General features: G+C 44.3%; 28 protein-coding genes. 1 reads left to right on the top strand and 27 read right to left on the bottom strand.

Annotation, left to right across the window (positions count from 1 at the left end; all coding sequences use genetic code 11):
• Positions 1-11: 11 nt before the first annotated feature.
• Positions 12-356 carry an EscU/YscU/HrcU family type III secretion system export apparatus switch protein gene (locus SVI_RS06770; RefSeq protein WP_013050738.1) on the top strand — a complete coding sequence of 115 codons (345 nt, stop codon included), beginning with the start codon at positions 12-14 and terminating at the stop codon, positions 354-356.
• Between the two features lie 43 nt (positions 357-399).
• Here SVI_RS06770 and SVI_RS06765 read toward each other — a convergent pair whose 3' ends face one another.
• The 27 genes from SVI_RS06765 to fliF all read right to left on the bottom strand — a co-directional run bounded on the left by SVI_RS06765 (position 400) and on the right by fliF (position 26,794).
• Positions 400-804: a DUF2802 domain-containing protein gene (locus tag SVI_RS06765; protein WP_013050737.1), complete on the bottom strand. Its 405-nt coding sequence runs from the start codon at positions 802-804 to the stop codon at positions 400-402.
• Positions 805-874: 70 nt separating this feature from the next.
• Positions 875-1,360 (bottom strand): chemotaxis protein CheW, encoded by a 486-nt coding sequence (locus SVI_RS06760; protein ID WP_041420245.1) that lies wholly within the window; start codon positions 1,358-1,360, stop codon positions 875-877.
• 7 nt (positions 1,361-1,367) lie between these two features.
• A complete protein-coding gene (locus SVI_RS06755) occupies positions 1,368-2,315 on the bottom strand; it encodes a chemotaxis protein CheW (protein ID WP_013050735.1) in 948 nt (315 codons plus the stop codon).
• Positions 2,299-3,090, bottom strand: coding sequence for a ParA family protein (locus SVI_RS06750; protein ID WP_013050734.1), 792 nt, complete (start codon positions 3,088-3,090; stop codon positions 2,299-2,301). The genes SVI_RS06755 and SVI_RS06750 overlap by 17 nt, the downstream gene beginning before the upstream one ends.
• A gap of 38 nt (positions 3,091-3,128) precedes the next feature.
• Positions 3,129-3,710: a hypothetical protein gene (locus SVI_RS06745; RefSeq protein WP_013050733.1), complete on the bottom strand. Its 582-nt coding sequence runs from the start codon at positions 3,708-3,710 to the stop codon at positions 3,129-3,131.
• On the bottom strand, positions 3,703-4,824 hold the full coding sequence (locus SVI_RS06740; protein ID WP_013050732.1) for a protein-glutamate methylesterase/protein-glutamine glutaminase: 1,122 nt from the start codon (positions 4,822-4,824) through the stop codon (positions 3,703-3,705). Before SVI_RS06740 ends, SVI_RS06745 begins: the two co-directional genes overlap by 8 nt.
• Positions 4,825-4,850: 26 nt before the next feature.
• The gene (locus tag SVI_RS06735; RefSeq protein ID WP_013050731.1) at positions 4,851-7,010 is read right to left on the bottom strand and encodes a chemotaxis protein CheA; all 2,160 of its coding nucleotides are present in this window, start codon (positions 7,008-7,010) and stop codon (positions 4,851-4,853) included.
• Positions 7,011-7,025: 15 nt separating this feature from the next.
• On the bottom strand, positions 7,026-7,763 hold the full coding sequence (locus SVI_RS06730) for a protein phosphatase CheZ (RefSeq protein WP_041419754.1): 738 nt from the start codon (positions 7,761-7,763) through the stop codon (positions 7,026-7,028).
• A 13-nt stretch (positions 7,764-7,776) separates the two neighbouring features.
• Positions 7,777-8,160 (bottom strand): chemotaxis response regulator CheY, encoded by a 384-nt coding sequence (cheY, locus tag SVI_RS06725; protein WP_012324268.1) that lies wholly within the window; start codon positions 8,158-8,160, stop codon positions 7,777-7,779.
• 41 nt (positions 8,161-8,201) lie between these two features.
• Positions 8,202-8,921 carry an RNA polymerase sigma factor FliA gene (locus SVI_RS06720; RefSeq protein ID WP_013050729.1) on the bottom strand — a complete coding sequence of 240 codons (720 nt, stop codon included), beginning with the start codon at positions 8,919-8,921 and terminating at the stop codon, positions 8,202-8,204.
• Positions 8,914-9,795 carry a MinD/ParA family protein gene (locus SVI_RS06715; RefSeq protein WP_041420244.1) on the bottom strand — a complete coding sequence of 294 codons (882 nt, stop codon included), beginning with the start codon at positions 9,793-9,795 and terminating at the stop codon, positions 8,914-8,916. The genes SVI_RS06720 and SVI_RS06715 overlap by 8 nt, the downstream gene beginning before the upstream one ends.
• Before the next feature lie 4 nt (positions 9,796-9,799).
• Entirely contained in the window at positions 9,800-11,194 is a 1,395-nt protein-coding gene (gene flhF, locus SVI_RS06710) for a flagellar biosynthesis protein FlhF (RefSeq protein WP_013050727.1), read from the bottom strand.
• Positions 11,195-11,205: 11 nt separating this feature from the next.
• Positions 11,206-13,305, bottom strand: a complete 2,100-nt coding sequence (gene flhA, locus SVI_RS06705) for a flagellar biosynthesis protein FlhA (RefSeq protein WP_013050726.1) — start codon at positions 13,303-13,305, stop codon at positions 11,206-11,208.
• A 296-nt stretch (positions 13,306-13,601) separates the two neighbouring features.
• A complete protein-coding gene (gene flhB, locus SVI_RS06700) occupies positions 13,602-14,735 on the bottom strand; it encodes a flagellar biosynthesis protein FlhB (RefSeq protein WP_013050725.1) in 1,134 nt (377 codons plus the stop codon).
• A gap of 48 nt (positions 14,736-14,783) precedes the next feature.
• Complete coding sequence (gene fliR / locus SVI_RS06695) at positions 14,784-15,581, bottom strand: flagellar biosynthetic protein FliR (RefSeq protein WP_013050724.1); 798 nt, start codon at positions 15,579-15,581, stop codon at positions 14,784-14,786.
• 54 nt (positions 15,582-15,635) lie between these two features.
• Entirely contained in the window at positions 15,636-15,905 is a 270-nt protein-coding gene (fliQ, locus tag SVI_RS06690) for a flagellar biosynthesis protein FliQ (RefSeq protein WP_005499500.1), read from the bottom strand.
• 8 nt (positions 15,906-15,913) lie between these two features.
• Positions 15,914-16,660 carry a flagellar type III secretion system pore protein FliP gene (gene fliP, locus SVI_RS06685; RefSeq protein ID WP_013050723.1) on the bottom strand — a complete coding sequence of 249 codons (747 nt, stop codon included), beginning with the start codon at positions 16,658-16,660 and terminating at the stop codon, positions 15,914-15,916.
• Positions 16,661-16,662: 2 nt separating this feature from the next.
• A complete protein-coding gene (gene fliO / locus SVI_RS06680) occupies positions 16,663-17,034 on the bottom strand; it encodes a flagellar biosynthetic protein FliO (RefSeq protein WP_013050722.1) in 372 nt (123 codons plus the stop codon).
• Positions 17,035-17,041: 7 nt separating this feature from the next.
• Positions 17,042-17,425, bottom strand: a complete 384-nt coding sequence (gene fliN, locus SVI_RS06675; protein WP_013050721.1) for a flagellar motor switch protein FliN — start codon at positions 17,423-17,425, stop codon at positions 17,042-17,044.
• A gap of 68 nt (positions 17,426-17,493) precedes the next feature.
• Positions 17,494-18,525 (bottom strand): flagellar motor switch protein FliM, encoded by a 1,032-nt coding sequence (fliM, locus tag SVI_RS06670; protein WP_013050720.1) that lies wholly within the window; start codon positions 18,523-18,525, stop codon positions 17,494-17,496.
• A 113-nt stretch (positions 18,526-18,638) separates the two neighbouring features.
• Positions 18,639-19,160: a flagellar basal body-associated protein FliL gene (gene fliL / locus SVI_RS06665; protein ID WP_013050719.1), complete on the bottom strand. Its 522-nt coding sequence runs from the start codon at positions 19,158-19,160 to the stop codon at positions 18,639-18,641.
• Positions 19,161-19,263: 103 nt separating this feature from the next.
• Positions 19,264-20,967, bottom strand: a complete 1,704-nt coding sequence (locus SVI_RS06660) for a flagellar hook-length control protein FliK (RefSeq protein WP_157608662.1) — start codon at positions 20,965-20,967, stop codon at positions 19,264-19,266.
• A 202-nt stretch (positions 20,968-21,169) separates the two neighbouring features.
• Positions 21,170-21,619, bottom strand: a complete 450-nt coding sequence (gene fliJ, locus SVI_RS06655; RefSeq protein ID WP_013050717.1) for a flagellar export protein FliJ — start codon at positions 21,617-21,619, stop codon at positions 21,170-21,172.
• Between the two features lie 65 nt (positions 21,620-21,684).
• A complete protein-coding gene (fliI, locus tag SVI_RS06650; RefSeq protein ID WP_013050716.1) occupies positions 21,685-23,025 on the bottom strand; it encodes a flagellar protein export ATPase FliI in 1,341 nt (446 codons plus the stop codon).
• The gene (gene fliH, locus SVI_RS06645) at positions 22,994-24,064 is read right to left on the bottom strand and encodes a flagellar assembly protein FliH (protein WP_013050715.1); all 1,071 of its coding nucleotides are present in this window, start codon (positions 24,062-24,064) and stop codon (positions 22,994-22,996) included. Before fliH ends, fliI begins: the two co-directional genes overlap by 32 nt.
• On the bottom strand, positions 24,064-25,101 hold the full coding sequence (fliG, locus tag SVI_RS06640; protein ID WP_013050714.1) for a flagellar motor switch protein FliG: 1,038 nt from the start codon (positions 25,099-25,101) through the stop codon (positions 24,064-24,066). Before fliG ends, fliH begins: the two co-directional genes overlap by 1 nt.
• Positions 25,091-26,794 (bottom strand): flagellar basal-body MS-ring/collar protein FliF, encoded by a 1,704-nt coding sequence (fliF, locus tag SVI_RS06635; RefSeq protein WP_041419753.1) that lies wholly within the window; start codon positions 26,792-26,794, stop codon positions 25,091-25,093. Before fliF ends, fliG begins: the two co-directional genes overlap by 11 nt.
• Between the last annotated feature and the right edge of the window lie 22 nt (positions 26,795-26,816).

Below are 26,816 nucleotides of genomic sequence, written 5' to 3'. Positions count from 1 at the left end.
TCTAAGAAATAATGACTGGCGATAAGGAAAAACCAATAGAAGATGGCGCAGATACAACCAGAAATGAACGAGAAGCGGTAGCCTTAAGTTATGACGGCCAACAGGCTCCAATGATCACAGCCACAGGCAAGGGAGCTGTTGCCGATGAAATCATCGCACTAGCCAAAGAAGCCGGCGTACTTATACATAAAGATGCTCACCTAAGCGATTTTTTACAACGATTGGAAATCGGTGATGAGATCCCAAAAGAATTATATCTTTTAATCGCCGAGTTGATCGCGTTCGCGTATACATTGGATGGTAAGTTTCCCGAGCAATGGAACAACATGCATCAGAAAATTATAGAAGAGGCTTAAAAAGGTTCCTAATACCTAAACTCCAGATACTAGGAACGGATTATTAGCCTTTCCCATGTAAGCGAATGATGAGTTCAGCTTCGGCTTTGGGCAGCTCACACTCTTGAATCAATTCATCTATGCTGGCCCCTAGATCAACCATCTTCATCGCTCTCGAATAAAGTCGTGCCTGAGGGTCTTGTTGGTTCACTTCGTCAAGTCTAGCGTCTTGTTTAGATGTGCGCTTTTCAAGCTCCAGCATTCGGCGCCCAACACCGATTGTGCCACTTCTTAACTCTTGTAATTCACGCTTAACAGTTTCACGCTGACGATCGTTTTCTTTCATAAGTAAGGTTAATGCGTCAACTTTTACACGCAACTTGCTCGTTTGCTTCTGTTGATACAAGACAAGACCAAGACATGCAATCACGTATACTAAAGCTGCTATTAAAATTCCATCATTGATCATGAACGAGACTCTTAAATAAGGTAGGATTTTCCCAATTCCTAGGGGCTAGAAATTGGGAAAGTAATAGGCATTAAACTTGTGACACTTCCATCCACTCTTCATCTGATAAAAGTTTGTCAAGATCAACCAAAATAAGTAATTCATTATCTCGGTTACTGACACCTTGGATAAATTTAGCACTCTCTTCCGTGCCGACATTAGGAGCATTATCAATTTCAGAAGCGCGTAAATACACCACTTCGGCCACACTATCAACTAGAATGCCTATCACTTGCTTTTCGGCTTCTATGATAACAATTCTGGTTGAATCATCCACATCGTCCGAAGACAATCCAAAACGTGAACGAGTGTCGATCACTGTGACGACATTCCCCCTGAGATTGATGATACCAAGCACATAACTCGGCGCTCCGGGCACAGGTGCAATATCGGTATATCTTAATACTTCCTGAACCTGCATCACATTGATGCCGTATGTCTCGTTATCGAGTCTAAAGGTTACCCACTGCAACACTTCATCATCTTTATTTACTGCTACTTTATTTGCGTCTGACATATCTACCTCAACCAACAGGGTCTTGACTACTTAAACCTGAGTTTAATAATTCTATAAGCGCATGTACATGTAAAATGCCACACATCTGCTCTCTTACTACTCCAGCCAACCAAGGACGCTTACCTAGATTACTTCGCCAATTGACCGCTGATTTCTTAATTTTTACCGAATTGACCAGTGATTCACAAGTCAATCCCCAATTACTATCTTCTAATAATACGACATATTGATAATTAACAGTTTCAGCTAAATTACTATCATACTTTTCTGGCATGACCCAGGCACAAGTATCAACGACATTCAGCTGTGTTCCCCTGTGAGTTTGCACACCTTTATACCAATCGGGTCGCCCCATAATATGATTGAGCCGCTCTAACTTAACAATGCCACCTAAACTAACCAAGGGCACAGCTAAAGTTAATCCCGCTACCTTAAAGAATAGTACCTGAAACTCATCATCGAGGCTTTCAAGCAGATCTTTTGTAACTTTGGGCGGAGTCACTGCAACTTGCTGCTGAATCGCTATATCTTGGTTAACTTCAAGCTCATTTTCAACCACTATGGCTTGCTTACTCTTAATCTCGACAACAGGCTTAAGGTCTACCAGTTTCTCTTTCTGGCTCACCTTAACCTTAACCTGACTTTTAGTTTTTGGCTTAACTTTTTCCTTGAGTACTGGTGCAAGTAACTGCTCTAAGGCCTGCTTATCTAGCTGGGGCTCAATCTCTTTCAACTTAGGCTTAGTTAATGTTGAAGATCTAGTTCTTCGCTCTACAACCTTGGCTAATCTAGGAACAATGCCATCTTGACTAGAAGAAGCTGAGACAGTCTTTACATTAATCTCAATCGCCCCTAGTTTTGCAACACCTCCTTGCTCAGTCTCAGCTTGCTCTTCAACTTCTGTAAGTAAAATATTAAAATAATCGGATACAGCTTTATCAACTAAGCTTGTCATGAGATAACGCCTCAACAAGCAGATAATCTAGTAACCTTTCATATGCTTTCACCCCTCGACTATGGGCAGCATAATGTGATGCAGGAAGATGGGCCAAACTGGCATCCCTAAATTTAGTATCTATTGGAACAACATCCGGCCATAGGTGTTCACCATAATCTGCCCCTAAATGCTGAAGTGCTAAGGAGGAGGCTCTGGTACGCCTATCGTACATGGTCGGGACTACGGTAAAACTGTATTTTGTCTTCTTAGAACGTCCCATCAAGAGCATGGTTTTTATCATGCGATCCAGTCCCTTAATCGCAAGAAACTCAGTTTGTACTGGGACTATAATATGTTCACTGGCCGCGAGAGCATTGACCATTAATACCCCTAAGACAGGCGGACAATCTATCAAGGCTATATCATACTCATCTTCAACCTGAACTAAGGCCTTCTTTAAAATGAGTCCCATGCCTTCTTGATGGCCGAGGGAACGATCTAATGTAGCTAATGCCATGGTCGATGGAAGAAGATCTATCCCCTGTACAGCCGTAGAAATTATATGTTGTTTAACTCTCTGTGCATTTAACTCTTTGTAAGCTAAAAAAACATTATAGAGGGAGCCTGGTACTTCTTCAGAATCGATCCCTAAATAATATCCAAGTGAAGCATGGGGATCAGTATCAACCATAAGTACACGTTGGCCACGCTTGGCAAGAGAACCGGCCAGACTTGCAACCGTAGTTGTTTTTCCAACTCCGCCTTTTTGGTTTGCAATTGTCCAGATTTTCAAAAAAATCCCCTAACATTTACTGATATTGATATATGATTTTAATTATTATCGCGCGTTGTCACTCTAATTCCACCATGAGGTAGACTAATAATCTTAACGCCATCTTTATCGACTGAAAGTGTCGCTCCCTTAGCTACGGTTACGGCTATATTCGATAACGTCTCATCAGATTCATTTGTACTTAAATCATTGGCGATCGAATTAAGTCTTGGGCCAACTTGTTCATCAGGTATCTTGGCCAGAAATTTAGGCACCGACAATTGAGTGTTCCTCTCGATTTCTAACGCTAGAGGCGAGGCTTCTGAATGAAGCTCTTCCACCTTGGTAGAGCTAACTCCGGGACCAACTTCTAGTGTAACCTTCTCGCCTGGTTTGACCTGAGACAATAATGCTTGAGTCGCTTTTGGGTGCTGTGCCATCCAGGAAGCTACAGCTTGTGCTTGCTCATCGGGTACCATAAGGAGCACCTGACTCTGTTGCAAACGCGTAACTTCTAATTGTAAAAGCTTATTCTTATGACGAGTATCCAGATAAAGGGCACTTGAAACAAATACAGCAAGAATGAGCAGAAAAATAATCGGCAAAAGGAAAGTGCTTAGCTTTCTCTTTAAATTAGCCATTACCGGACTCACGAAGAATTGCATCCGCCATATCTTCTAGACCGATGGAATGAGTCGACAGACCAGCAGCAGCTACCGCTTGTGGCATGCCATAGACCACACAACTCGCCTCATCTTGAGCCCAGATAGTTGCTCCTGCGCTTTTGAGCATACGTGCACCTTCTCTGCCGTCTGCTCCCATACCTGTTAACACTACGGCTAAGGTGTCTCTTCCGGCAATTTTTGACGCTGAGGCAAAAGTGATATCGACGCTGGGCTTATAATTCATATCGGCACTACCAGCTAGCACTTTAATTCTACCGTGTACTCCACCTCTTTCTAACATCATCTGCTTTCCGCCTGGCGCGAGATAAGCAGTTCCTGGTTTTAATTGGTCGCCAGATTCGGCTTCTTTGACTTCAATTTTACATAATCCATTCAACCTACTGGCAAACGCAGGGGTAAATGCCGCAGGCATATGCTGAATGAGTAAAATAGGGTGAGGATAATTGGCAGGTAATTTAGTTAAAATTCTCTGCAAAGCCACAGGTCCGCCAGTCGAGGTACCAATCAGTAGCAATCTATACTTTTTACCAGTTGCACGAATTAGAGTAGTCGTTCTAAGGCTAGTAGCAGTTTCCCTACCTGTTCGAGAGGATGGGGATAAGCCACTAGTCAATTTAGCTTTTGCACTAGGAGCACTCGGTGCACTTGTTCGAGTTAGCGGTCTATATATACGCCGACGACCTAAGGCTTTTATGCGTTGCTGCAGCAACAAAACCGCATCTTCTTTATTGGTTGCGATATCTTCGAAACGTTTAGGCAAAAAGTCTAAAGCACCGGCTTCTAAGGCATCCAGAGTCGCTTTTGCACCATCATGAGTTAATGATGAAAACATAATAATTGGTGTTGGATTCTTGGCCATTATCTCACGCACAGCTGTGATGCCGTCCATGACAGGCATCTCGATATCCATGGTGATCACTTGAGGCTTAAGTTCCGCCACTAACTTAACTGCATCAGCTCCGTTTACAGCTGTGCCTACCACCTCTAAATCAGGATCTTTATTCACTATATCACTGACTCTTCGACGAAAAAAACTAGAGTCATCGACTACGAGAACTTTAATGGCCATTTAAATTCCTATACCGCTTATTTTATTTATTTTTTTGCATAATGCTTAAGTAAACCAGGTACATCTAAGATCAATGCAATACCACCATCTGATGTTATGGTAGCCCCGGCCATACCTGGTGTGCCATGTAACATGGTACCAAGAGGTTTGATCACGACTTCTTCCTGACCAATCAATGAATCCACAACGAAGCCAATTTGTTTGGTACCTAACTGAACAATAACTACGTGACCATAAGCCTTATCACCGTGCTTCAAACTCGATGGTACTCGACTCAACCAATGCTCAAGATAAAACAGCGGTACAGCCTTCTGTCTTACGATAACGGTAAGTTGACCATCGACGATATTGGTTTTAGTCAAATCGAGATGGAATATTTCACTGACACTCGATAGTGGTAATGCGAACACTTGAGTTGCTACTTCAACCATCAAGGTAGGCATGATAGCTAAGGTTAAGGGCACCTTAATCTCTAATATAGTCCCTTTACCTTTTAAAGAATCGATATGGATAGTCCCGTTGAGCTGAGCAATACGGGTTTTAACTACATCCATGCCGACACCACGGCCAGAAATATCAGAAATTTCAACTTTAGTGGAAAAACCAGGAGCGAAGATGAGGTTATAAGCCTCTTGATCAGACATTCTAGCAGCCGCTTCTTCGTCGAGCACACCACGAGTTATGGCGATCTCTTTCAATTTATCGGGATCCATGCCTGCACCATCATCCTCGATTTTAAGCAGGATATGATCGCCTTCCTGGCTCGCAGACAGTGTTATCGTACCCGTTCTGGATTTGCCACTGGCTTCACGGTCCGCCGGCATCTCGATACCATGATCGACTGAGTTCCGCACTAAGTGAACCAGAGGGTCGGCTAGTGCCTCAACTAAATTCTTATCTAGATCTGTTTCCTCACCAATCATGGTGAGAGTAATGTCTTTATTCAAACTACGAGCGAGATCTCTCACAACACGTGGGAAGCGACCAAAAACTTTCTTGATAGGTTGCATGCGGGTCTTCATCACCGCGCCCTGCAGATCTGCAGTTACTAAGTCAAGATTAGCTAATGCCTTGGACATCTCTTCATCATCTCGAGAGATACCTAAACTCAGTAAGCGGTTACGCACCAACACGAGTTCGCCAACCATGTTCATGATCTGATCGAGTCTAGCCGTATCGACACGTACTGTTGTTTCTGCCTGAGGCATGTTAGCTGGCGCTGATTTAGCGACCTTTTTCTTCTCTGGCACAACGGGTTTAACTACAGATTTAGTCGTTACGGGTGCAGCCGTTGGAGCCACTGACTTAGCCACAGGCACAACTTTTTGGGCCACTGGTGAAGGAGCTTCTGTGCCCCCACCAGGTCCGCCACCTGCCCCATGAAGTTCATCGAGCAGTTTTTCAAATTCGTCATCAGATATATCATTAGAATCTACAGCTGGGGAAACATCAGCAGCAATTGTGCTCGATGATTTTTCCTTAAAATTACCAGAACCGTGTAATTCATCGAGTAAAGATTCGAACTCATCGTCAGTGATATCATCGGATTGGCTCGAAGTCGGCGTGCTGATTGCAGCTTGCTTAGTTACAGATGGGCTATTACCGCCACCATGTAATGCATCTAACAGCGCTTCAAACTCATCATCGTTGATCTCGTCTATCCCGCCTTCACCGGCAATACTCGATATCTGCTGAGGAGCGGAATCAAACAATTCAATACCAGAGTCATCGGCAAGTGGGGTCTCATCAAATAGTTCGATTGAAGCCTCGCTTGGTGCAGCTGAACCAGGAAGTGGAGAACCTGAGCTCAGTAACTTCAAATTAGCCAACAGGGTAGCATCGGCAGGTTCTTGCTGCTGCCCAGCCTGAGTCTGAGCAAACATGGCGTTGATAGCATCAACTGCCTGTAAAATAATATCCATCAACTCGGCGGATACATCACGTTTGCCGGTTCGCAGCAGATCGAAGGTGTTTTCAGCTTCATGGCAAACATCTACCATTGGAGTCAAACTAAGAAATCCCGCACCACCTTTTACAGTGTGAAAACCTCGAAAAATTGCATTAAGCAACTCCGAATCATCAGGGTTATTTTCTAAAGTGACTAACTGTTCAGACAAAAGCTCTAAAATCTCACCAGCTTCGATCAAAAAGTCTTGCAGTATCTCTTCATCAACATCGAATGACATTAATATGACTCCTAATTAAAAACCCAAACTCGACAGCAGATCATCAACTTCATCTTGACCTGCGACGACATCGTCACGTTGTTCAGCGTTCATGATCGGCCCTTCGGCCTCAACACTACTATCGATGATTGTCGGATTTTCACTGACGGGTTGTTCACCAAATACCGTCAGCATCGAGACTAAATTATTTTCTACTTCACGAACGAGATCGATAACCCTTTTTATCATCTGCCCAGTCAAATCTTGAAAATCTTGGGCAAGTAATATTTGGTTTAACAGTTCTTTCAAACGGATAGAATCTAATTCACTTCGCTCGACAAATTGTTGAACCTTGTGACACAAGGGTTTAAATTCGCTGAGCTCAATTTCACGCCTCATGAGTCGATCCCATGCAGGCTTTACAGATTGAATATTAGCCGAAAGAGCATTGGCCAGGGGAAGACATTCTTCAACTGCGTCCATGGTTTTATTAGCAGCTTGCTCAGTCATATCTATGACATAAGTCAACCGCTCTTTGGCATCCGGAATCTCAGTACTCGTTAGCTCAACCAGGCGATCATCAATTTGAAAATCGACAATCGCACTATGAAGCTGACGAGTGAGTCTTCCGACCTCTTCAAAAAGGTCCTTTTGAATCGGTGCAGCTATGTCTCTAATTAAATCGTCAGCGAGTAATTGTTCGCCTTGAGTCAGCAAGTCTACCAATTTATTTGCCTGCTCTAACGAAATTAGCCCTGAAGTATTCACCTGCATATCACAACCTTGGTTAACCGAGTCGTTCGAAGATTTTGTCTAACTTCTCTTTCAATGTCGCTGCCGTGAAAGGTTTGACAACATAACCATTAACCCCGGCCTGAGCCGCGGCAATAATCTGTTCCCTCTTTGCCTCTGCAGTTACCATCAACACAGGGATATTTTTCAATTCATCATCGGCACGAATCGCTTTTAAAAGATCGATGCCTTGCATACCCGGCATATTCCAGTCGGTCACAACAAAGTCAAAATCTCCTTTCTGTAACATAGGTAGTGCTGTCGAACCGTCATCAGCTTCCTGGGTGTTGTTAAAACCCAAGTCTCTTAACAAGTTCTTGATGATACGTCTCATTGTCGAGAAATCGTCAACAACGAGAATCTTCATATTCTTGTCCAAAGTTTCCTCCGCGGAGCTCTTAATTATTGCTCATGTAATCGTTATTTTTTTGTCCAATGCTTAAGTTTAGCTTTTAGTCTAAGCATTGCCTGACTTAAAATCTGGCTAACCCGTGACTCACTAACCTCAAGAATGGCCCCTATTTCTTTTAAATTTAAAGCTTCATCGTAATAAAGCGACAAAACCAGTCCATCTCTTTCTGGCAATAACTTAATTGCTGCAACTAAGGCTAAATGAAACTCACCTTCTGCAATCGACTCAAATGTATCGTCATTAACCCCGTTATCGTGACTAATAACATCGACCGATACACCTAAATCTTCAATGCCAATTACTTTCCCTACCGAAACATCATTTAAAATATGATGATATTCATTTAAGGTCATGTCCAATCTTTGGGCTATCTCGGCATCTTTGGCATCTCTACCAAGCTCCTGCTCAAGCTCATCAATAACCTGGGCGACTCGTCTCTGGTTTCTATGGACAGATCTAGGTACCCAATCCCCACGACGAATCTCATCAAGCATAGATCCGCGAATTCTTATGCCCGCGAATGTTTCAAACTTAGCCCCTTTGTTACCATCAAATTTTGACGATGCTTCCAATAACCCCATCATACCAGCCTGTAGTAAATCATCGATTTGCACAGAGGCTGGTAAACGAGCGAGTAAATGGTGAGCTATTTTTTTCACAAGCGGTGCGTATTGTTCAACGATTAAAGCTTTATTATCTAAACAAGTATACGCAGAGGCTTTACTCACTCGCTCTATCCTCTTGATACTCAGTACGCTGTACTAAACGTTCAACAAAGAACTCTAGATGGCCTCCTGGTTGCTGTGGTATAGGCCAACTAATTACCTTGTTAGCCAAACCATGATAAGCAATTGTTGCCGGAGACTTTGGATACGCTTCAACTATTAATTTCTGCTTGCGTACCGACTTGCGTAAGTTTTCATCAAATGGAATGGTAGCAACTAATTCTAATGCAACATCCAAGAAACGATCGGTAACTTTACTAAGCTTAGCAAAGAGTTCCATCCCTTCCCGTAAACTTCGCACCATATTGGCAACTATTTTAAAACGAAAGACCCCATGTTGCCTACTCAGTATCTTAATTAATGCATAAGCATCGGTAATTGATGTAGGTTCGTCGCAAACCACCACTAATACATCTTGTGAGGCTCTCGAAAAACTCAATACCATATCTGAAATACCGGCAGCGGTATCGACAATGAGTATGTCGAACTGTGTTCGCATCTCGCTGAATGCCCTGATTAGCCCTGCATGTTGAGCCGCTGACAATTCAACCATAGCTTGGGTACCTGAAGTGGCAGGAATGATTCCAATCCCCTTAGGTCCACGCACTATGATATCGTCTAGCTCAGACTCGCCAGATAAGACATGGGATAAGTTGCGTTCTGCGCGTATGCCGAGCATGACATCCACGTTTGCCAGACCTAAGTCGGCATCCAGGACGAGTACACGTTTACCTTTTTCAGCTAACGCAACTGCGGTATTGATGGCAACACTGGTTTTACCCACGCCCCCCTTACCACCCGATACGGCGATTACTTTTACTTTTTCGTTATAAGGTTGATTCATCATACGTAAACCACTTGCTTGATCCCGATTCATTGCTTTATTCAAATGCATAGGCCCTTTCATCTGACCGTTCATTATTTCTGACTGCTGGTTTATTATCTAATACCGACAGAGCTTTGTTTGCTAGCTCGAATGTATCGGCCACTTTCATATCTTCTGGAACTCTTTGCCCATCAGTCACATAACTTAATGGTAACCCACTTTGTATCAAAACACTCAAAGCTGGGGCTAGGGAAACTGATTCATCTAATTTAGTGAGTATCGCACCTGATAAGGGGATACGACTAAATTGTGTCACCGCTTCTTCTAAAACTCTTCTCTGCCCTGTTGATGACAGTACCAGATAACTGCGAATAGGCAATCTGCTATTTGCTGCTAAATTATCAAGCTGCTGGAACAGGCGCATGTCTCTTTGGCCCATTCCTGCCGTATCTATCAATACTAGCTTGCGATTACGGAACTGATAAAGTATTTGTTCCAACTCATTAAGGTCATGAGCTTGCTTAACCGGGCATCCCATTATTTTTCCATAGGTGGCCAATTGCTCAAAGGCGCCGATGCGATAATGATCCGTTGTAATTAAAGCGACATGCTCAGCGCCGTGATGTGCTGCATATCTGGCGGCTAATTTAGCCAGTGTTGTTGTTTTTCCAACACCTGTCGGTCCGACAAACGCTACCACCCCACCCTGGCGAACGATATCATCACCTTGATTATCCAACATATTGGCTAGGCTGCGAGGCAATGCTCTGACCAAATCAGCAGGCGTATAATGCTCACTCAATTCGGAAAGTTTCTTTGACACAGCAGGTGAGAACTCTGCATCCAGTAACTTGCTCTCTAGCATGGCGCCAACGGGATCGACCCGACTTTTCTGCTCACTCATCAGAGCCGTAACTTGATGGGTTAACAAGCTTCTCAAAGATGCCAGCTCTTCACGCATCATCTCAAGTTCAGGGCTAGGTTTCCCCTTTGCCTCATGTGAGGGCTTATTTGAATAATGCTGCCTCTCCATAGGCGACGCTTTAGCCTGTGACGGAGGAGCCTGCAAACCTTTTGCCCATTCGGGCATATCCAATTCATCACTCGAATGCTCAGAGACTTGTCGTTCAACCCGACTCTGCTGTCTCTCTAGCAATGCCTGAAGTGAATCTGCCGCAGGTGCCGGCTTTACTTTAGCTTCTGCGCGAATAGGTCTCTTTAAACCCAGAGAAATTCTCTCTTCAGCCAAGTCCATAAAAGTGGCTGATGATGCAGGTCTTTCAGCCTGTAAGGCCTTAGGTTTCGGCTCATCATAATCCACGGCAGCGACGATCTCGATTCCACCTGTGACCTTTTTGTTCGACATTATCACGGCATCCGAGCCTAAGGTCTCTTTGACCTGAGCCAATGCCGTTCGCATATCTTTTGCTAAGAAACGTTTAATTTTCACTTATATGCCCTCTACTGACCTACAGCAGAAACAATTCGAATTTGCTTCTCATCGGGAACTTCCTGATAGGAAATAACCCTTAGGTTAGGAATCGTGTGCTTTACAAATCGAGAGAGAGTCGAACGTAACATACCCGATGTCAATAATATTGCTGGTTGCCCCACCATCTCTTGCCTTTGTGCTGCGTCTTCTAAAGACTTTTGCATCCGCTCAGCCAAGCTAGGTTCGATGTTGGGCCCTTCTCCTCCCGTCGCTTGCATTGACTGATGCAACATTTGTTCCAACTCTGGCGCCAAAGTAATGACGGGTATTTCCGTTTCAGGCCCGCTGATCTCCTGCACTATCATACGTTTCAGTGAAATGCGTACGGCAGCGGTCAAGACTTCCGTATCTGTACTCTTGGGACCATATTCAAGCAATGTCTGTACTATGGTCTTAAGATCGCGAATCGATACGCCTTCGTTAAGTAAGTTTTGCATGACTTTAACAACGGTTCCCAGGGACATAACATCGGGTATGAAGCCATCGACTAACTTAGGAGAATGTTTAGCCAACATATCCATAAGCTGCTGTACTTCTTCATAACCGAGCAGCTTAGCCGCATTATTGGTTAATAGCTGGCTCAAGTGAGTAGCCACTACCGTCGCAGCATCCACCACGGTATAACCTAAGGTTTGCGCATGCTCCCTCATTTCCGGGGCTATCCAAACTGCTTCTAAACCAAAAGCGGGATCTTTCGTCTCTATGCCATCGAGTTTGCCATATACCTGGCCTGGGTTGATGGCCAGTTCACAATCATGTCTTATTTCGGCTTCGCCAGACGCCACCCCCATCAAGGAGATACGATAGGTATTAGGAGAGAGATCTAAGTTATCTCGAATATGCACAGCAGGCACCAGAAATCCAAGTTCTTGAGATAACTTCTTACGTACCCCTTTAATCCTGCCAAGTAACTCTCCGCCCTGACCTTTATCGACCAGAGGAATAAGTCGAAATCCGACTTCTAACCCTATAGTATCAACATGCTGCACATCATCCCAACTGAGTTCTTTAGGTTTACCTGCAGCCTTATCTACAGCAGGCTTCTTCGCAAGTTCCAGGGATTCCTCATGCTCTTTCTCTCGTTTTTTATATAAGAAGTAGGCCACTGAACCGACAACCAATGCCAGAGAAATAAAGGCAAAATGTGGCATACCTGGCACTATACCCATGATAAACAAGACACCGGCAGCAATCGCTATTGACCTAGGGTTGTCAAGCATCTGAGACATCATCATCTGGCCCATATCGCCGGACTCGTTCTGACGTGTCACCATCAATGCTGCAGCAATTGAGAGTAAAAGGCCTGGGATCTGAGCTACCAAGCCATCACCTATGGTTAGCAGAGTATAGATCTCCACCGCAGTAGAGAAATCCAGACCATGCTGCACCATACCGATAACGAATCCTCCAAGGATATTGATCACCATGATCATGATCCCGGCAATCGCATCGCCTTTAACAAATTTAGATGCACCGTCCATTGCCCCGTAAAAATCGGCTTCCTTGGTCACTTCCGCGCGCCTTTCTCTTGCCTGCTCCTGGTTCAATACGCCGGCATTCAAATCGGCATCGATAGCCATCTGTTTACCAGGCATTGCGTCTAAGGTAAAGCGAGCACTAACTTCTGCTATCCGCCCAGCACCTTTGGTAACAACGGCGAAGTTAATGATGATAAGGATTAAGAATACTACTAAGCCAACGGCATAGTTTCCGCCTATCACAACCGATCCAAATGACTCAATCACTTTACCGGCAGCATCACCACCGTTGTGTCCTTCGAGTAAGACCACCCGAGTCGATGCCACATTGAGGGCAAGACGCAGTAGAGTCGCTATTAGTAATACACTGGGGAAAGCGGCAAAATCTAATGGTCTGTCAGTATAAATAGCGACCAGCAATACGACTAAAGCCAAGGCAATATTAAATGAGAACAGAATATCCAGCAGAAATGGTGGCATAGGCAAAATAATCATGCCTAACGCAGCGAGAACAAATAAAGGAGTCCCTATACCTTTGAAACTAGAAGGCTTTATTTGTTTAAGTTGACCAAGTTTTGCTTTAACATCCATTCAAAAAATCCAAACTTTTGACATCTAGCTCTAATCAAGCAATTTTAAAGCCAAGTTGTGCAAATTACTCCCATCACCAACAACTAAGTTATCAATGTGGTACTTAATATTATCAAGTTTGCACTATACCGTTATATTGCCGTTAAATGAATGACTTGTGATTTAACTGAGTGAATTTTCATCAAAAATAGTATATTAAGACGCACATTTACACTATTACATCGAAAAATACGCTTACACTATTAAAGGATAAGACTAAGGGCCGTCAAAATTTAGTGGAACATGACCGACTTAAACTAATATTTCAAATCATCCGGTATGGGCTGTTTTACTGGAATGGTGGTTGGTCTTCGGCCTCCATGTCGCTGATATTGGCGTAACTGAAACACATAAGCTAAAACCTGAGCCACGGCAGTAAATAATCCCTCAGGGATCTCTTGATCTATTTTAGTCGTATGATAAATAGCGCGAGCTAAAGGTGGGGCCGAAACAATAGCTATCTCGTGTTCACGGGCTATCTCTCTAATTTTAAAAGCAACCTCATCGACACCTTTGGCCAATACATAAGGAGCCGTCGACTTCATGGCATCATACTTTACCGCCACCGCATAGTGCTCTGGATTGACAACGATAACATCGGCATTTGGAACTTCTGACATCATACGTTTCTGCGCGATTTCCCTTTGCATCTGTCTTATCTTGCCTTTCACCTCAGGTTTACCTTCGGTGTCCTTATATTCGTCTTTGACTTCCTGCTTGGTCATCTTGAGTTGTTTATTGTGATTCCAGACCTGAAATGGCACATCGATAACCACGATGAGAATGGTTGAGGAGCACAGTAAGATAAACATCCACACCAGTAGATCCAGTGCATGGTAAACATTTCCGGGAAGATGGTCCCGAGATAAGGCTAAAATTTCATCAAAGAAAAAACTTAAAAGAAAGTATGCTGATAATGCGACAACCAAAAATTTAGCGATACCTTTGGTCAATTCCACTAAGGCCTGAACACCGAACATTCTTTTAAACCCCGCCATAGGATTCATTTTATCGGTTTTCGGCATAAAGGCTTTTGTTGAGAAGGTTATTCCGCCTAATACGATATTGCCGATGAAGGCCACCAAAGCGATGAGTAACATCAGGCTAGCCATAGGAAAGGCAAGCTCTCGTCCTATCATGCTCCAAATCAAAACCATCTGATTGGTGTCAAAAACTTGTTCCCTGTCCATGGTAAACAAGGTTGTCATTATGGTGACTAAACTCCCCGCAATACTGGGGCCTACCATGGCAAAACCTACTGCTGCCGACACTAACACCGCCGAGGTTCCTAGCTCTTTGGAGCGAGCAACCTGACCTTTCTCCCTTGCTTGTTCTAATCGCCTGGGGGTTGCCTCTTCGGTTTTCTCTTGGCTACTGTCATTTTCAGCCATGAACTAGCACTCCCTTAGATAGGCTCTGCAACCCGTTAAGTTGAAACATCAAAAAGCCCCATCGGTATTACACTGAAGTTTTAGTATATCGCAAAGCAGCAGTTGAGCTGAGGTCCACACTTCATTGAAGTGCTCCATTATCGGTGTCAAGGTTAACCACAAGATAACTAAACCACTCACCATGGTTACAGGGAAACCTATGGCGAAAATATTCAGTTGAGGAGAAGCTCGGGTCATGACTCCAAAGGACAGGTTGATCAGCAAAAGCGCAACGATAGGCGTGATCGACATGGTCAATGCCGCACCAAACATGTAGCCACCCCAATCTGCCAACATTCTATAACTTGTGATACTAAGCCCTTGATCTGATATGGGAATAGTCTCGAAACTCATGACTAGCATACGGATCATAACCAGGTGACCATCGACAGCGAGGAAGATCATGGTGGTTAGCAACAAAAATAAGTTACCTATCACGGGAGTTTGCTGACCGGAAGAAGGATCCACCATAGAAGCAAAACCTAAACTTGTCTGCATACCTATGATTTGACCCGTAAGCACGAAGGTTTGCATAACGAGTAAGGTTACAAACCCCATGGCTATGCCGATAAGTAGCTGTTGTAAGGTGATAAACATCGCAGACGCGGCAAATAGCTCTACATTTTCAACCGGAGGTAAAACTGGCACTATGGCGAAGGTAATTGCCATAGATAATAATGCTCTGACTCTGACAGGTGTGGTATTAGCCCCGAAAACGGCCATCACCATAAACATACTGGACACCCTAAACAATGGCCACATATATGAGGCTATCGTGTCCATTATGGTCGTCATTAGAATATCCATGCGGCTACCCCTGTTGAGTCGTCATGTTTGTCATGCTAATTACTTTTGCCCTCGTCATCCAATGACCTGGGGGATCATATTGACCATCTGTACGAAAAATTCCATCATGGTTTGAATTAAGGTATGACCCAGAAACATCAAAGCGAACAAGGTAGTTAACAAACGAGGCAGGAAACTTAAGGTTTGCTCGTTAATCGAGGTAGCTGCCTGAAATACCGCCACGACTAATCCGATAACAAGCCCAGGAACTATGATCAGTGACACGATTGTCACTATGACAGAGAGGGCCTCCCGGAAGATATCGACCAAAGATTCAGGATTCATAAACCCACCTAGATACCGAAGCTATTGGCAAGAGTTCCCATTACTAGGCTCCAGCCATCGACGAGCACAAACAACATGATCTTAAAGGGCAGTGAGACGATCATAGGAGATAACATCATCATACCCATTGCCATCAAGATACTGGCCACCACAAGATCTAACACCAGGAAAGGCACAAATAACATAAAACCTATCTGAAACGCAGTCTTTAACTCGCTGGTGATAAATGAGGGAATTAATACGCTCATAGGAACATCTTCGGGTGAATCTATATTCTGATATCCCGAAATTTCGATGAATGTGTCGAGATCTGTTAACCGGGTTTGGGCTAGCATAAAGGTTTTAATCGGTTCTTTGCCTATATTGAAAGCCTGCTCAATATCCATGGTTTCAGCAATATAAGGCTTAACGGCTTCATCATAAATTTTATCAAAAACTGGCGCCATGATGAAGAAGGTCATAAACATACTTATACCAATAAGCACTTGGTTCGACGGCGTTTGTTGTAAACCGATTGCTTGTCTTAGAATAGACAAGACCACTATGATGCGAGTGAATGAGGTCAGCATGATAATCATGGCTGGCAGAAAGCTCATTGCTGTCATTAACAGCAATATCTGCATAGTCACAGAGTACTGAGTGCCACCATCTGGAGTAGTGGTCACAGTCAAGGCTGGTAAGACTCCATCTAGGGCAAATGCGGCCGGAGAGATAAGCAATAAACTCAAGATAATTGAAAACGACAATCTCTTCATAATTATTTCATCTTTGCTTGGCGTAATCGTTCAGCAAAAGACTCGGTCTCTATACTGACAGGCACGTCTAATTTATCTATGACGTGTATTTGCTGGGAAGTTACCCCGAGTAAGTATTGCTGGCCGCCCACTTCGAGCAATACCACCTTCTCTTTCTGTCCCAATGGCATCACAGCCAATGTTTTTAACACACTATGACTAGACGGCGCTAAATTTAATCGCTTAACTATATAAGCCAGCACGAAGATGATGGCAAGCACGACGATTAGCCCGCCTAACATATTAGTCATGGTCGACATTGCAGAGCTCTTGTCCGCAGTTGAAGCGACTGTTGGAACGGCCGCTAGTCCACTTGCAAATAGTGAGTTAATCATATCAACCTTATTTCAACTTCTTAATGCGCTCGGTTTGACTAATAACGTCCGTCAGGCGAATACCAAATTTATCGTTCACCACCACCACCTCACCATGAGCAATCAAGGTGCCATTGACCATCACATCCAGAGGCTCACCGGCAACCCGGTCTAACTCAACCACCGAACCTTGGTTTAGTTGAAGTAAATTACGAATGCTGATGAAGCTACGGCCTACTTCCATGGATATGGTGACAGGGATATCCATAATGGTATCGAGTTTTACCGAATCTTCGGCATTTAAGGCCTGGCCTTCATCATTTAGCTCATCAAACTCGACAGCCTGGGCTTCCTCAATTGCTTGCTCGGCCATTGCATCAGCCCAATCGTCACCTGTATCTTCTGTACTCATTGTTATTACCTTAACTACTTAATTCAGCTTAATATCTTAACCAACTCGTTGCTTGGCTAAATTAGGATTTATAAATCAGAAATCTCTCTACCTTTACTCTTGCGCGTCACTAATTGCAGTTCAGACTTTACAGTTTCTGGTCGTGGTATTTTTTCAGTGATCCGCAAGGCTAAATTGTCTCTGGTCTTGCCTAACTTGCACCGATAAGTCGGTAGGTCTTCGACTCTTAAAACAATATGCTCAGGCAGTTCAACCGGAATAATGTCACCGGCTTTAAATTCCATCACATCTTTTAGCGTGATTTGTTGTTCCACTATGGTTGCATCTATACCCACATCAATATCCATGATCTCGTCCTTCAATGCCAGAGACCAGCGCATATCAGTATCTTGAGTATCACTCTGCACACCGGCATCGAGTAGTTCACGTATTGGCTCAATCATGGAATATGGCATGGTGATGTGAAAATCACCACCACCACCATCCACTTCGATATGGAAAGAGCTGACGACCACCACTTCTGTTGGGCTCACTATATTCGCCATGGCCGGATTAACTTCTGAATCAAGATACTCAAACTCGACATCCATTACGGGTGCCCAGGCATCTTTATAGTCTTCAAAAATGATTTTTAGCAATAATTGAACAATGCGTCTTTCTGTTGGTGTGAATTCTCGACCTTCAATTTTGGCATGAAAACGTCCATCTCCGCCAAAGAAGTTATCCACTAAAATGAAGACTAATCTTGCCTCCATAGTGATTAGCCCAGTTCCTTTAAGCGGACTAAACCTCACCATATTCAGGCTAGTAGGAACAAACAGTGTGTGAACATATTCACCAAATTTAAGCATCTGCACGCCATTGATAGAAACTTCAGCAGCTCGGCGCATCATATTAAACATACTGATGCGCAAATGTCTGGCAAACCTTTCATTGACGATCTCTAGGGTCGGCATTCTTCCGCGAACAATACGATCTTGAGAAGAAAAGTCATAGGAGCGGGCATCAATATCCCCCTCTTCAATATCATCATCATCATCGACGTCATCTACACCGTGCAGTAACGCATCAATTTCGTCTTGGCTTAATAGATCACTCACAATAACGCCTTTTTAAACAAAAATAGGGAAAGTCGCTAACTCATACAAGACTGACTTGATACCTAGCTAGCATAAAATCAACAGCTAAAAAATTTATGGGTTAGGTTCATGCACTACTGCATAACGAAACCGGTAAACAGGACTTTCTCCACAATTTTACGCCCAGTCACAGGTAGCAGCGTATTCTGAACATTGAGTAATGCCAATTGACGCATCTCGTCTTTGCCAGCAAGGGTACTTAGCTTTTGAACATCGGCACTGCTAAACGTCGTCAGTAGTGCGTCTTCAATCAAGGGAATGTGTTTCTTAATGAGTACATCATCGTCAGCACCACGTACCATCAACTGCACTTTTATCTCTACCAGTCTAGAGCGATTAGCCCCCGGAAGGTTAAACAGAAATGGTCTTGGCATGCCTACATAGAAGGCTTCCCCTGTATTCATAGGCTCTTGGATTTCTTCGGCGCCATCTAGATCTTCACTGTCTGTAGGGCTATCACTTGTCCCCATAAAAAACCACAAAGCCCCGGCTATAATAAGCACTAACACTAGGCCAATAACACCGAACACAATCAATTTACTCTTACTTTTCGGTTGTTCATTTTCTTCTAGTTCTAAGGATTCTTCTTCGGCCATTGGATTTCCCTTTAAGGCTTAAATCTGCTGCTATGTTTCTATAATAGACCAAAGGTTAATTCCTTTGCCCATCAAGGATCTAGTTTTGCTATAGATTACCTTCTTATGCGTAATAATCTATACCAGAACGATAACTAGATGCCTGATTTGAGCCTAAAAGTGACTCATCTGCAGATATTTCATCCAGTTCCGGATCATATGCCTCTTGTGAGTGGCCCGAATGCTCCGCTTCACCTTGATCTTTTCCCGAGTCACGCTGAGAAACTTGGCTATCTGTGAGTTCCAATCCCTGCTCGGCTAACATCTCTCTCAACCTGGGTAATGCTTGCTCAACTAAGTCTCTGGTCTGATGCTGGACGACATGAAACTGCACTTGAGTCTGATCCCCCTGAACCTGAATTCTAACCATTAATGACCCTAGCTCTGGTGGGTCCAATCTGATTTCTGCATGTTGGATACCTTGACTCACCATAGTCACAAGCTGCTGCTTCATCACTGGAGCGAAACGCTGGATCATCTCCTGCATCTGGCTCTGAGTGTCATTATTCTGTCTTAATACCAACTGAAACTGAGGAACCTCAGGTTTGCTCTGCGGTGTTGCGCCTATCTGCATCCCAGGTAAGGTTTTAATGTCTAGGCCTGGGGTGGATGTCGTGTCACTTTGAGTCGATGACAGCTCAACATTGGCCTTCAAGGGATTAAGCTGGACTGATAATTCAGCCCCTTTTAGTAGTTGCTCAGCTTTTGCGTTCGCTTCAACAGGCAGCTTAGTGCTCCCTTGTTGTTTAGCTGCCTCATCCACCTGAGAGTTTTCACCTAAAATGTGACTAAACTGCTTATCTTTATCTTGCTGTGTATGACTTTTCATGGAGGTTAACACATCAAGCCCTACACCTTGTTGGGACTGAGCCAGTTTACCTGCATCCTTAATTTCAGATGTCTTATCAGTGGCTTGAGCTTCGAACAATGGCGACATGCTCAGCGGCGGTGTCTGACCTAGATTGTGGCTTTCACGGCTCTCTTCGCTCTGCGCTCCAACGAGATCTACTGGGCGGTCTGGATTTGTCACTGTCGCGATAAGCTGAATGAGATTTTCAGGTGGTAAAAGTGTTAATTCAACCTCAGACAAACCAGATTCTTGCATCAGCTTATCTATAAGGTTTTTATCCAGAGGTAACTGGGTCTTAGGAACATTGAGCTGATTATCGGCTTCAATGCCTTGTGCGTAGGCATCAATAGCTTGAGCATCAGAGTCAATCACTAGAGTCTCTAAATTGATAACAGGTGTCGCCTGTGATCCTTCCAGACTCTGCTCTTCTGCATTAACAGCCTCAGGCGAGACTATTTCACCTGGGACACTTAGCGCTAATTTACTAGCCTCATCCGACACACTTAGCAAGTAATCATCTAATCTTGAATGCTCTATGGTTTTTTCATTGTCCTTTGACGGCAAGATATCGCCGCTAATATTGAAGCTATCACTGGCATCAAGCTCATTGGCCCAGTTTATCTGGGCCAAGACATGACTAACCTCAATAGCCTCTCCATCGACACTGGCCTCACTCTCGACTTTACCGATATCGATAGCTGTAGCAGAGCTTTCTTTAACCGACGTAACTTCAACATTGACATTTTTAGCACGATTTGACTCATTAACTTGAGTGCTAGCTTGTTCTAAAGCCACAGAAAAATCATTATTTTCAGATGATTGAGTACGACTCTTATCACCTTGTTTTATCCCCCCAACAGATAAGTTTTCGGAAGAGTGTTCTTTATTCCCTAAGGGTATATTCGTCATTTTCTGCATTAAGCCTCCAACAAGGCTGATGTTCAATCAAGATAAGCGCGATTTTTAAGAGTAATCAGTGACGTCAGAACTATCTCGTCAAAACGGCTTCGTCAAAATAGTGACTAAAAGAATGAAATGGCCACAAGTCATCACTAAACTAAGCAATAAATGCGCCAACATACAAGGCTCAAATAGAGACAAGCTTAAATCAAACCCCTTGTTACCTTTGACGCCTTTTTCGATAAAATTGTTGTGACGCAAACTCATCCGCCATCTTTTGTTCTAGCTTCAACTCTTCTTGCCTGGCCTTCTGGGCTTTATGTTCCAATAGCAATTCAACAGCCTTACGTTTTTGTTGTTTCTCTTGCCAATACTCTTGTCTATGAACTCTCTGAGTATCTGCGTCGGCGACCGAGGTTAGCTGCTTGGTAATAGCTTCGTCTACTTGGCGTACAAATTGATGAAATTGATGATAATAACTGGCACTGATAGTCTTACCATGATGGCTCTCCATCTGTTTCATATAGTCTAAGCGATAGTTGCGCAGCGCCTCGAGTTGGCTCTGGCACTTTTGAAATGCTAATTGAGCCGATTTCAACTGCAGTGCCGCCTGCTCTTCAGCTTCGCTAGTCAGTTTTAATACAGTAAGAAGAGGATCTTTCTTAGCCATTGATACTCCAGAAAAAAAGAAGGTCCTAGTTCCTAGAATCTAAGACCTAAAAACCTAGAAATTGATCACACCTTACACTGAGCACTTAACTGAGAAAGCATCAGGTGGCAAGAATCAAAACTGAGTGACTCCTTCATCTTTTGCCTTAAAAATGCATTCATCGCTGGTTGAAGCCGTATCGCATTATCAATTCTAGGGTCGCTGCCCTGAGTGTATGCCCCGATGGAGATAAGATCTTTGTTCTGTTGAAACAGAGAATATACTTGCTTAACACGTCGCATCGACTCCAAATGCTCTGTGCTGATCACCATAGGTGCGACACGGCTAATCGAGGCTTCGACATCAATTGCAGGATAATGGCCTGAATCGGCTAATGATCTCGACAAGACTATGTGTCCGTCAAGAATTGCTCTTGCCGCATCGGCAATGGGATCTTGAAGATCATCACCTTCGGTTAATACGGTATAAAACGCTGTAATAGAGCCCTGACCCGGACCACCATTACCTGCTCTTTCAACCAATTTAGGTAACTTAGCAAACACCGAAGGCGGATAGCCTTTCGTCGCGGGAGGCTCACCGACTGCCAGTGCTATTTCCCGTTGAGCCTGAGCATAACGAGTCAAGCTATCCATAAGCAGCAATACGTTATAGCCTAGGTCTCTAAAGTATTCTGCAATTCTTGTGGATGTTTCACAGGCCCGAAGACGCATAAGTGGAGAAGTATCGGCGGGGGCTGCCACCACCACAGAGCGAGCACGCCCCTCTTCCCCAAGGATCTCTTCGATAAACTCTTTAACTTCTCGGCCTCGCTCTCCCACTAAGCCCACAACTATTATGTCGGCGGTAGTGCCTCGCGTCATCATGCCAAGTAGCACGCTCTTACCCACGCCGGAACCAGCAAACAGCCCCATCCTCTGACCTTTGCCCACAGTTAACATGGCATTTATCGCCCTAACCCCTACATCTAAAGGTTCAGTGATCGCTCTTCGGGCTAAAGGGTTGATGGTAGGTGAATGTCTTGGCGCTTTTTGATCGGTTTGTAATCGGCCTAAATTATCTAGGGGTTGACCATTGCCATCGAGCACCCGGCCTAATAATGAAAGACCGACATTGAGTCCGGTTTGCTCACCTAGAGGGGTAACCTTGGCGCCGGGCAGTACGCCTCTGAGCTCTTCAATAGGCATTAAATAGAGGATATTATCATCGAAACCTATCACCTCGGCGACCAAGTCTCCGACCAAGGTTTCTATGCTACATAAGCTGCCGATCGGGGCCCGACAACCTGTGGCTTCGAGTGTTAACCCTACCACTCGGATCAACTGTCCACTGGCCTCAGCCAGAAATGGATGAACTTTATCATGTTGCTGTCTGATTTTATTCAGTAGCAGGCTTTGGCGATTGCTCATCTTGTTTTACGCCTTCTGAATCTTTAGATGCTGTAACGTGTGGTTCATTTTGCTTCAGTGTGTCTTCTTGTCCACTAGGCTCACTCTTTACGGTGCCAGCTGATGCCGCTTCCTCAGATTGTGGAGCCACTGAGCCATTATTTTCTTGATATGAATGCTGAGCCTCAGATTCTGTATCTGTTTCATCAGTCAAATTCTGCTTAACTTGTGGGCTTGTGTGAGACGGTAAGGCCTGCTGTTGCTGCTCTTGGGATTGATTGAGATGTTGAAGATGATGAGTCATCTCCTCTAAAACTGTAGTGATCCTATGTTCGAGTCGCATATCGACACTACTTCTCTGACTGTTTATCACACAATCACCAGGTGCCAGACTCGGATCAGACTCCAATTCCCATCGATTTTTTTCTAACTGACTTGCGCTATATAATTCTTGAACCAAATTATAATCATCGGGATGCAAGCGAATACTTATCCCTTGCTCCTTCAACGGCAGCGAATCTACCCCTAGCCTCAGTGCGGCTAATACATGCTCTGGATGAGTTTTCAAATCGTTACCTATGACGGCGCGGGCTAATTTCATCGTTAATGAGACTAATTCTTGCTCAATCTCGGTATCTAGCAAGGCTAAGGGTTTTTCAAATTGTTCCAACAAGGACTCAAATCGTGAAACTAAGACTTTGGCTTGCTCGAGTCCTTCACTAAGACCTTGCTCAATCCCCTGTTTCAGCCCCTCTTCATGGCCTTGTTTCAAGCCTTCTAACCGGCCACTTTCTACGCCAGTCTGAAAACCTTCCTCTTTTCCCTGAGCAAAACCTTCCTGCTCGGCTTGCTCACGTATCTCTTCAATTTCAATCAGTGTGGGGGGTAAAATGGATTGAGCTTCTTCCACATCAATTTTCTGCGCCGTTCTACGGCCGAACAAATTAGACACATCTTCGGCTGCTGCAACGGTAACATCTGGGATTTGCCAATGAGTGAACTCGGTCTCGGATGGACCAGACTCATTCTCTATGGGTTTACCTTCACTATCTGGTTTCATTATAAGAACTCTTCACCACCGCCACCGCCTAACATTATCTCACCGCTATCACTTAAACGCCTGGCAATAGACAAGATCTCTTTTTGAGCCACTTCGACTTCGCTGATCCTAATGGGTCCCATGGCTTCTAAGTCATCACTTAACAACTCAGCTGCGCGCTTAGACATATTACCCAAAATCTTATCTTTGAGTGCATCATCGGCCCCCTTAAGTGCCTTCATCAGCACGTCTTGCTGAATCTCGCGAAGCAGTACTTGAATGCCTATGTCATCTACATCACTCAAGTTTTCAAATACAAACATAAGATCTTGTATCTGTTGTGCCATCTCTTCATCTGACTCTCTCATGGTCTCCATGAGCTGACTCTCAACACCTGTATCAAGGTAGTTCATTATGTTAGCAGCCGCTTTCAAGCCACCCATTTTAGCCGCCTGAGCACCACCTTGTCCTGCGAACTGTTTCTCCATGATGTCGTTTAATTCCTGGAGTGCTGCTGGTTGAACCTCTTCTAAATTGGCGATACGCATCATAAGATCTAGGCGAGTATTCTCTGGGGCTTGGGCAAAAATTTCTGCAGCCTGATCGGGCTCAAGATAGGACAGTACAATAGTTTGGATCTGCGGATGCTCATTTTGTATTATGGTCGCCACTTGGCGTGGATCCATCCATTTAAGGGAATCTAGCCCCTTAGCACCACTGCCCATGATGATCTGTTCGATCAAATTACCTGCCTTGTCTTCACCTAAGGCAGCCGTTAAGGCCTTGCGAACAAACTCTTCACTGTTAAAGCCAATAGATGAGTACTTTTGAACTTCGTCAAGAAACAGCTTATGGACACCTATGACTTTCTCCTGACCAAAATCACTCATGGCAGCCATGGCCATGCCGACCTTCTGAACTTGCTTAGGCTCCAGATGTTTTAAAATTGACGCAGCATCCGCTTCACTAAGGCTTAGAAGTAATATTGCCGTTTTCTCAGTGCCGCTCAGCTCGTCAACATTGCCAGATTTGACGTCACTCTCTGAATTATTGCTCATCTTGTTGTAACCAACCTTTTATCACCTGGGTAGATAACTCAGGTTCATTTGCGACTAATGCTCTAATTGCTTTAATCATATCATCATCTTTATGAAGATCCGGTATCAAAATCGAACCGTCATCAGCATAGCTATACTCAGCTTCTGGACGATTGAGCATTCCCAAGGTATCCGATGCAAATTGATCTTCGATCTCAGCCAGTTCATCACCAAATTTAGGCTCATCGGGAATATTGGCGCTATCGGGATAGATAAGACGTTTGAGCATAGGCCTGACGATAAACAGAATTAATGCAAGAATAATCATCCCACCCACACCCAGTTTTAGTGCTCGCCAGAACCAAGGTTGCTCCCACAACTCTGGAGCAGGGGCTTCTTCCAGAAGCTGATCCATGAAGGGAACGGTCACCACTTCAAGCACATCACCACGTTGAGTACTAAAACCTACGGCGCCTTCTAACAAGCGGCGAATATTCGATAACTCGAGTTCGGTTCTTGGCACTCGATTAATTTGACCATCTTCTCCGGCTGCACCGCTTTTATAATCCACCGCAACAGAAACACTGACACGTCTTACCGTACCAACCTGCTGTCTGGTATGGCTGATGGTCGTATCGAGCTCAAAGTTTCTAGTGGCTTCTCTATGGGATGAGCCGCGACTTGCTGAACTTGTCTCTTCAGCATTTAACGCATCCTGTGGAATATCGCTCTCCATAGGCGGCTGATTAGATAAGGCTCCAGGGATCCCTGATGCACTACCGCCATCCGAGTTATTCTCCACGGTCATTTCACTTCTAAGGGCCGGAAGGTCTGGGTTGTAGCGCTTTGATGTTTGCTCTACTGCGGTAAAGTCCATGGTGACATCGACTTGAGAGGTAAAATTCTCAGGCCCTAGAATCGGCATTAGAATCGATTGAACCTTAGTCCTGTATTCCACCTCTTTTTGCTGTACTAATTCTAACTCTCGTCTTGCCCTTGCCGACACTGCATCTTGGCTACCTGAGTTTAATAACCGGCCATTTGAATCAGTGACAGTTACACGAGTGGGGATTAAGCCTTGAACGGCAGAAGCGACTATATCGACCACGGCATCGACTTCTTCTTGGCCCAGCCCGCCTCGACGAACATTGAGTACCACAGTTGCGCTGGGTTTAGCGCGATTTCTGGAGAAGACATTCTCTTTAGGGATAGCCAGAATAACCTTAGCTCGACTGATACTTCTGAGCTCTTCAATTGCCCTAGCCAAGTTCAACTCTTGGCTGTGTTTGAGTCTGGCCTGCTCCATTCTCTGGCTCACACCGAAACCACTGTCTTGACTCAAGTAATCATTTTGACTCGAAGCACTGTCGATACCTTCTCGGCTCAATAACAACTTAACAGCCTGGTACTGATCTTCAGGTACCTTGATAACATCTACATTTATCTGATAATTGATCTTATTTTTATCTAAGACGTCCAATACCTTGACCATCTCTTGGGTATCCATTTGTCCCAGAGGTCTGTATTCCGGCTCTTGAGCCCAAAGCATGATAAATACAGCTAAGGCCAAACAGATCGCTAGCGCGAGTATCATGGTGATCTGACGCAACATATCGACCCCGCCAAACATACCAGAGCCACCAGATTTATTTTCTTCCTGGACCCCACCCGCTAGCTGATCATTTGCCAACGTAGACTCAGAACCTACTACCATGTCTGTGCTCAAAATTGATACC

The sequence above is a fragment of the Shewanella violacea DSS12 genome, assembly GCF_000091325.1.
Lineage (GTDB): Bacteria > Pseudomonadota > Gammaproteobacteria > Enterobacterales > Shewanellaceae > Shewanella > Shewanella violacea.
The sequence above is the reverse complement of the archived record's forward strand: the minus strand, read 5'-3'. Positions and strand labels throughout refer to the sequence as shown.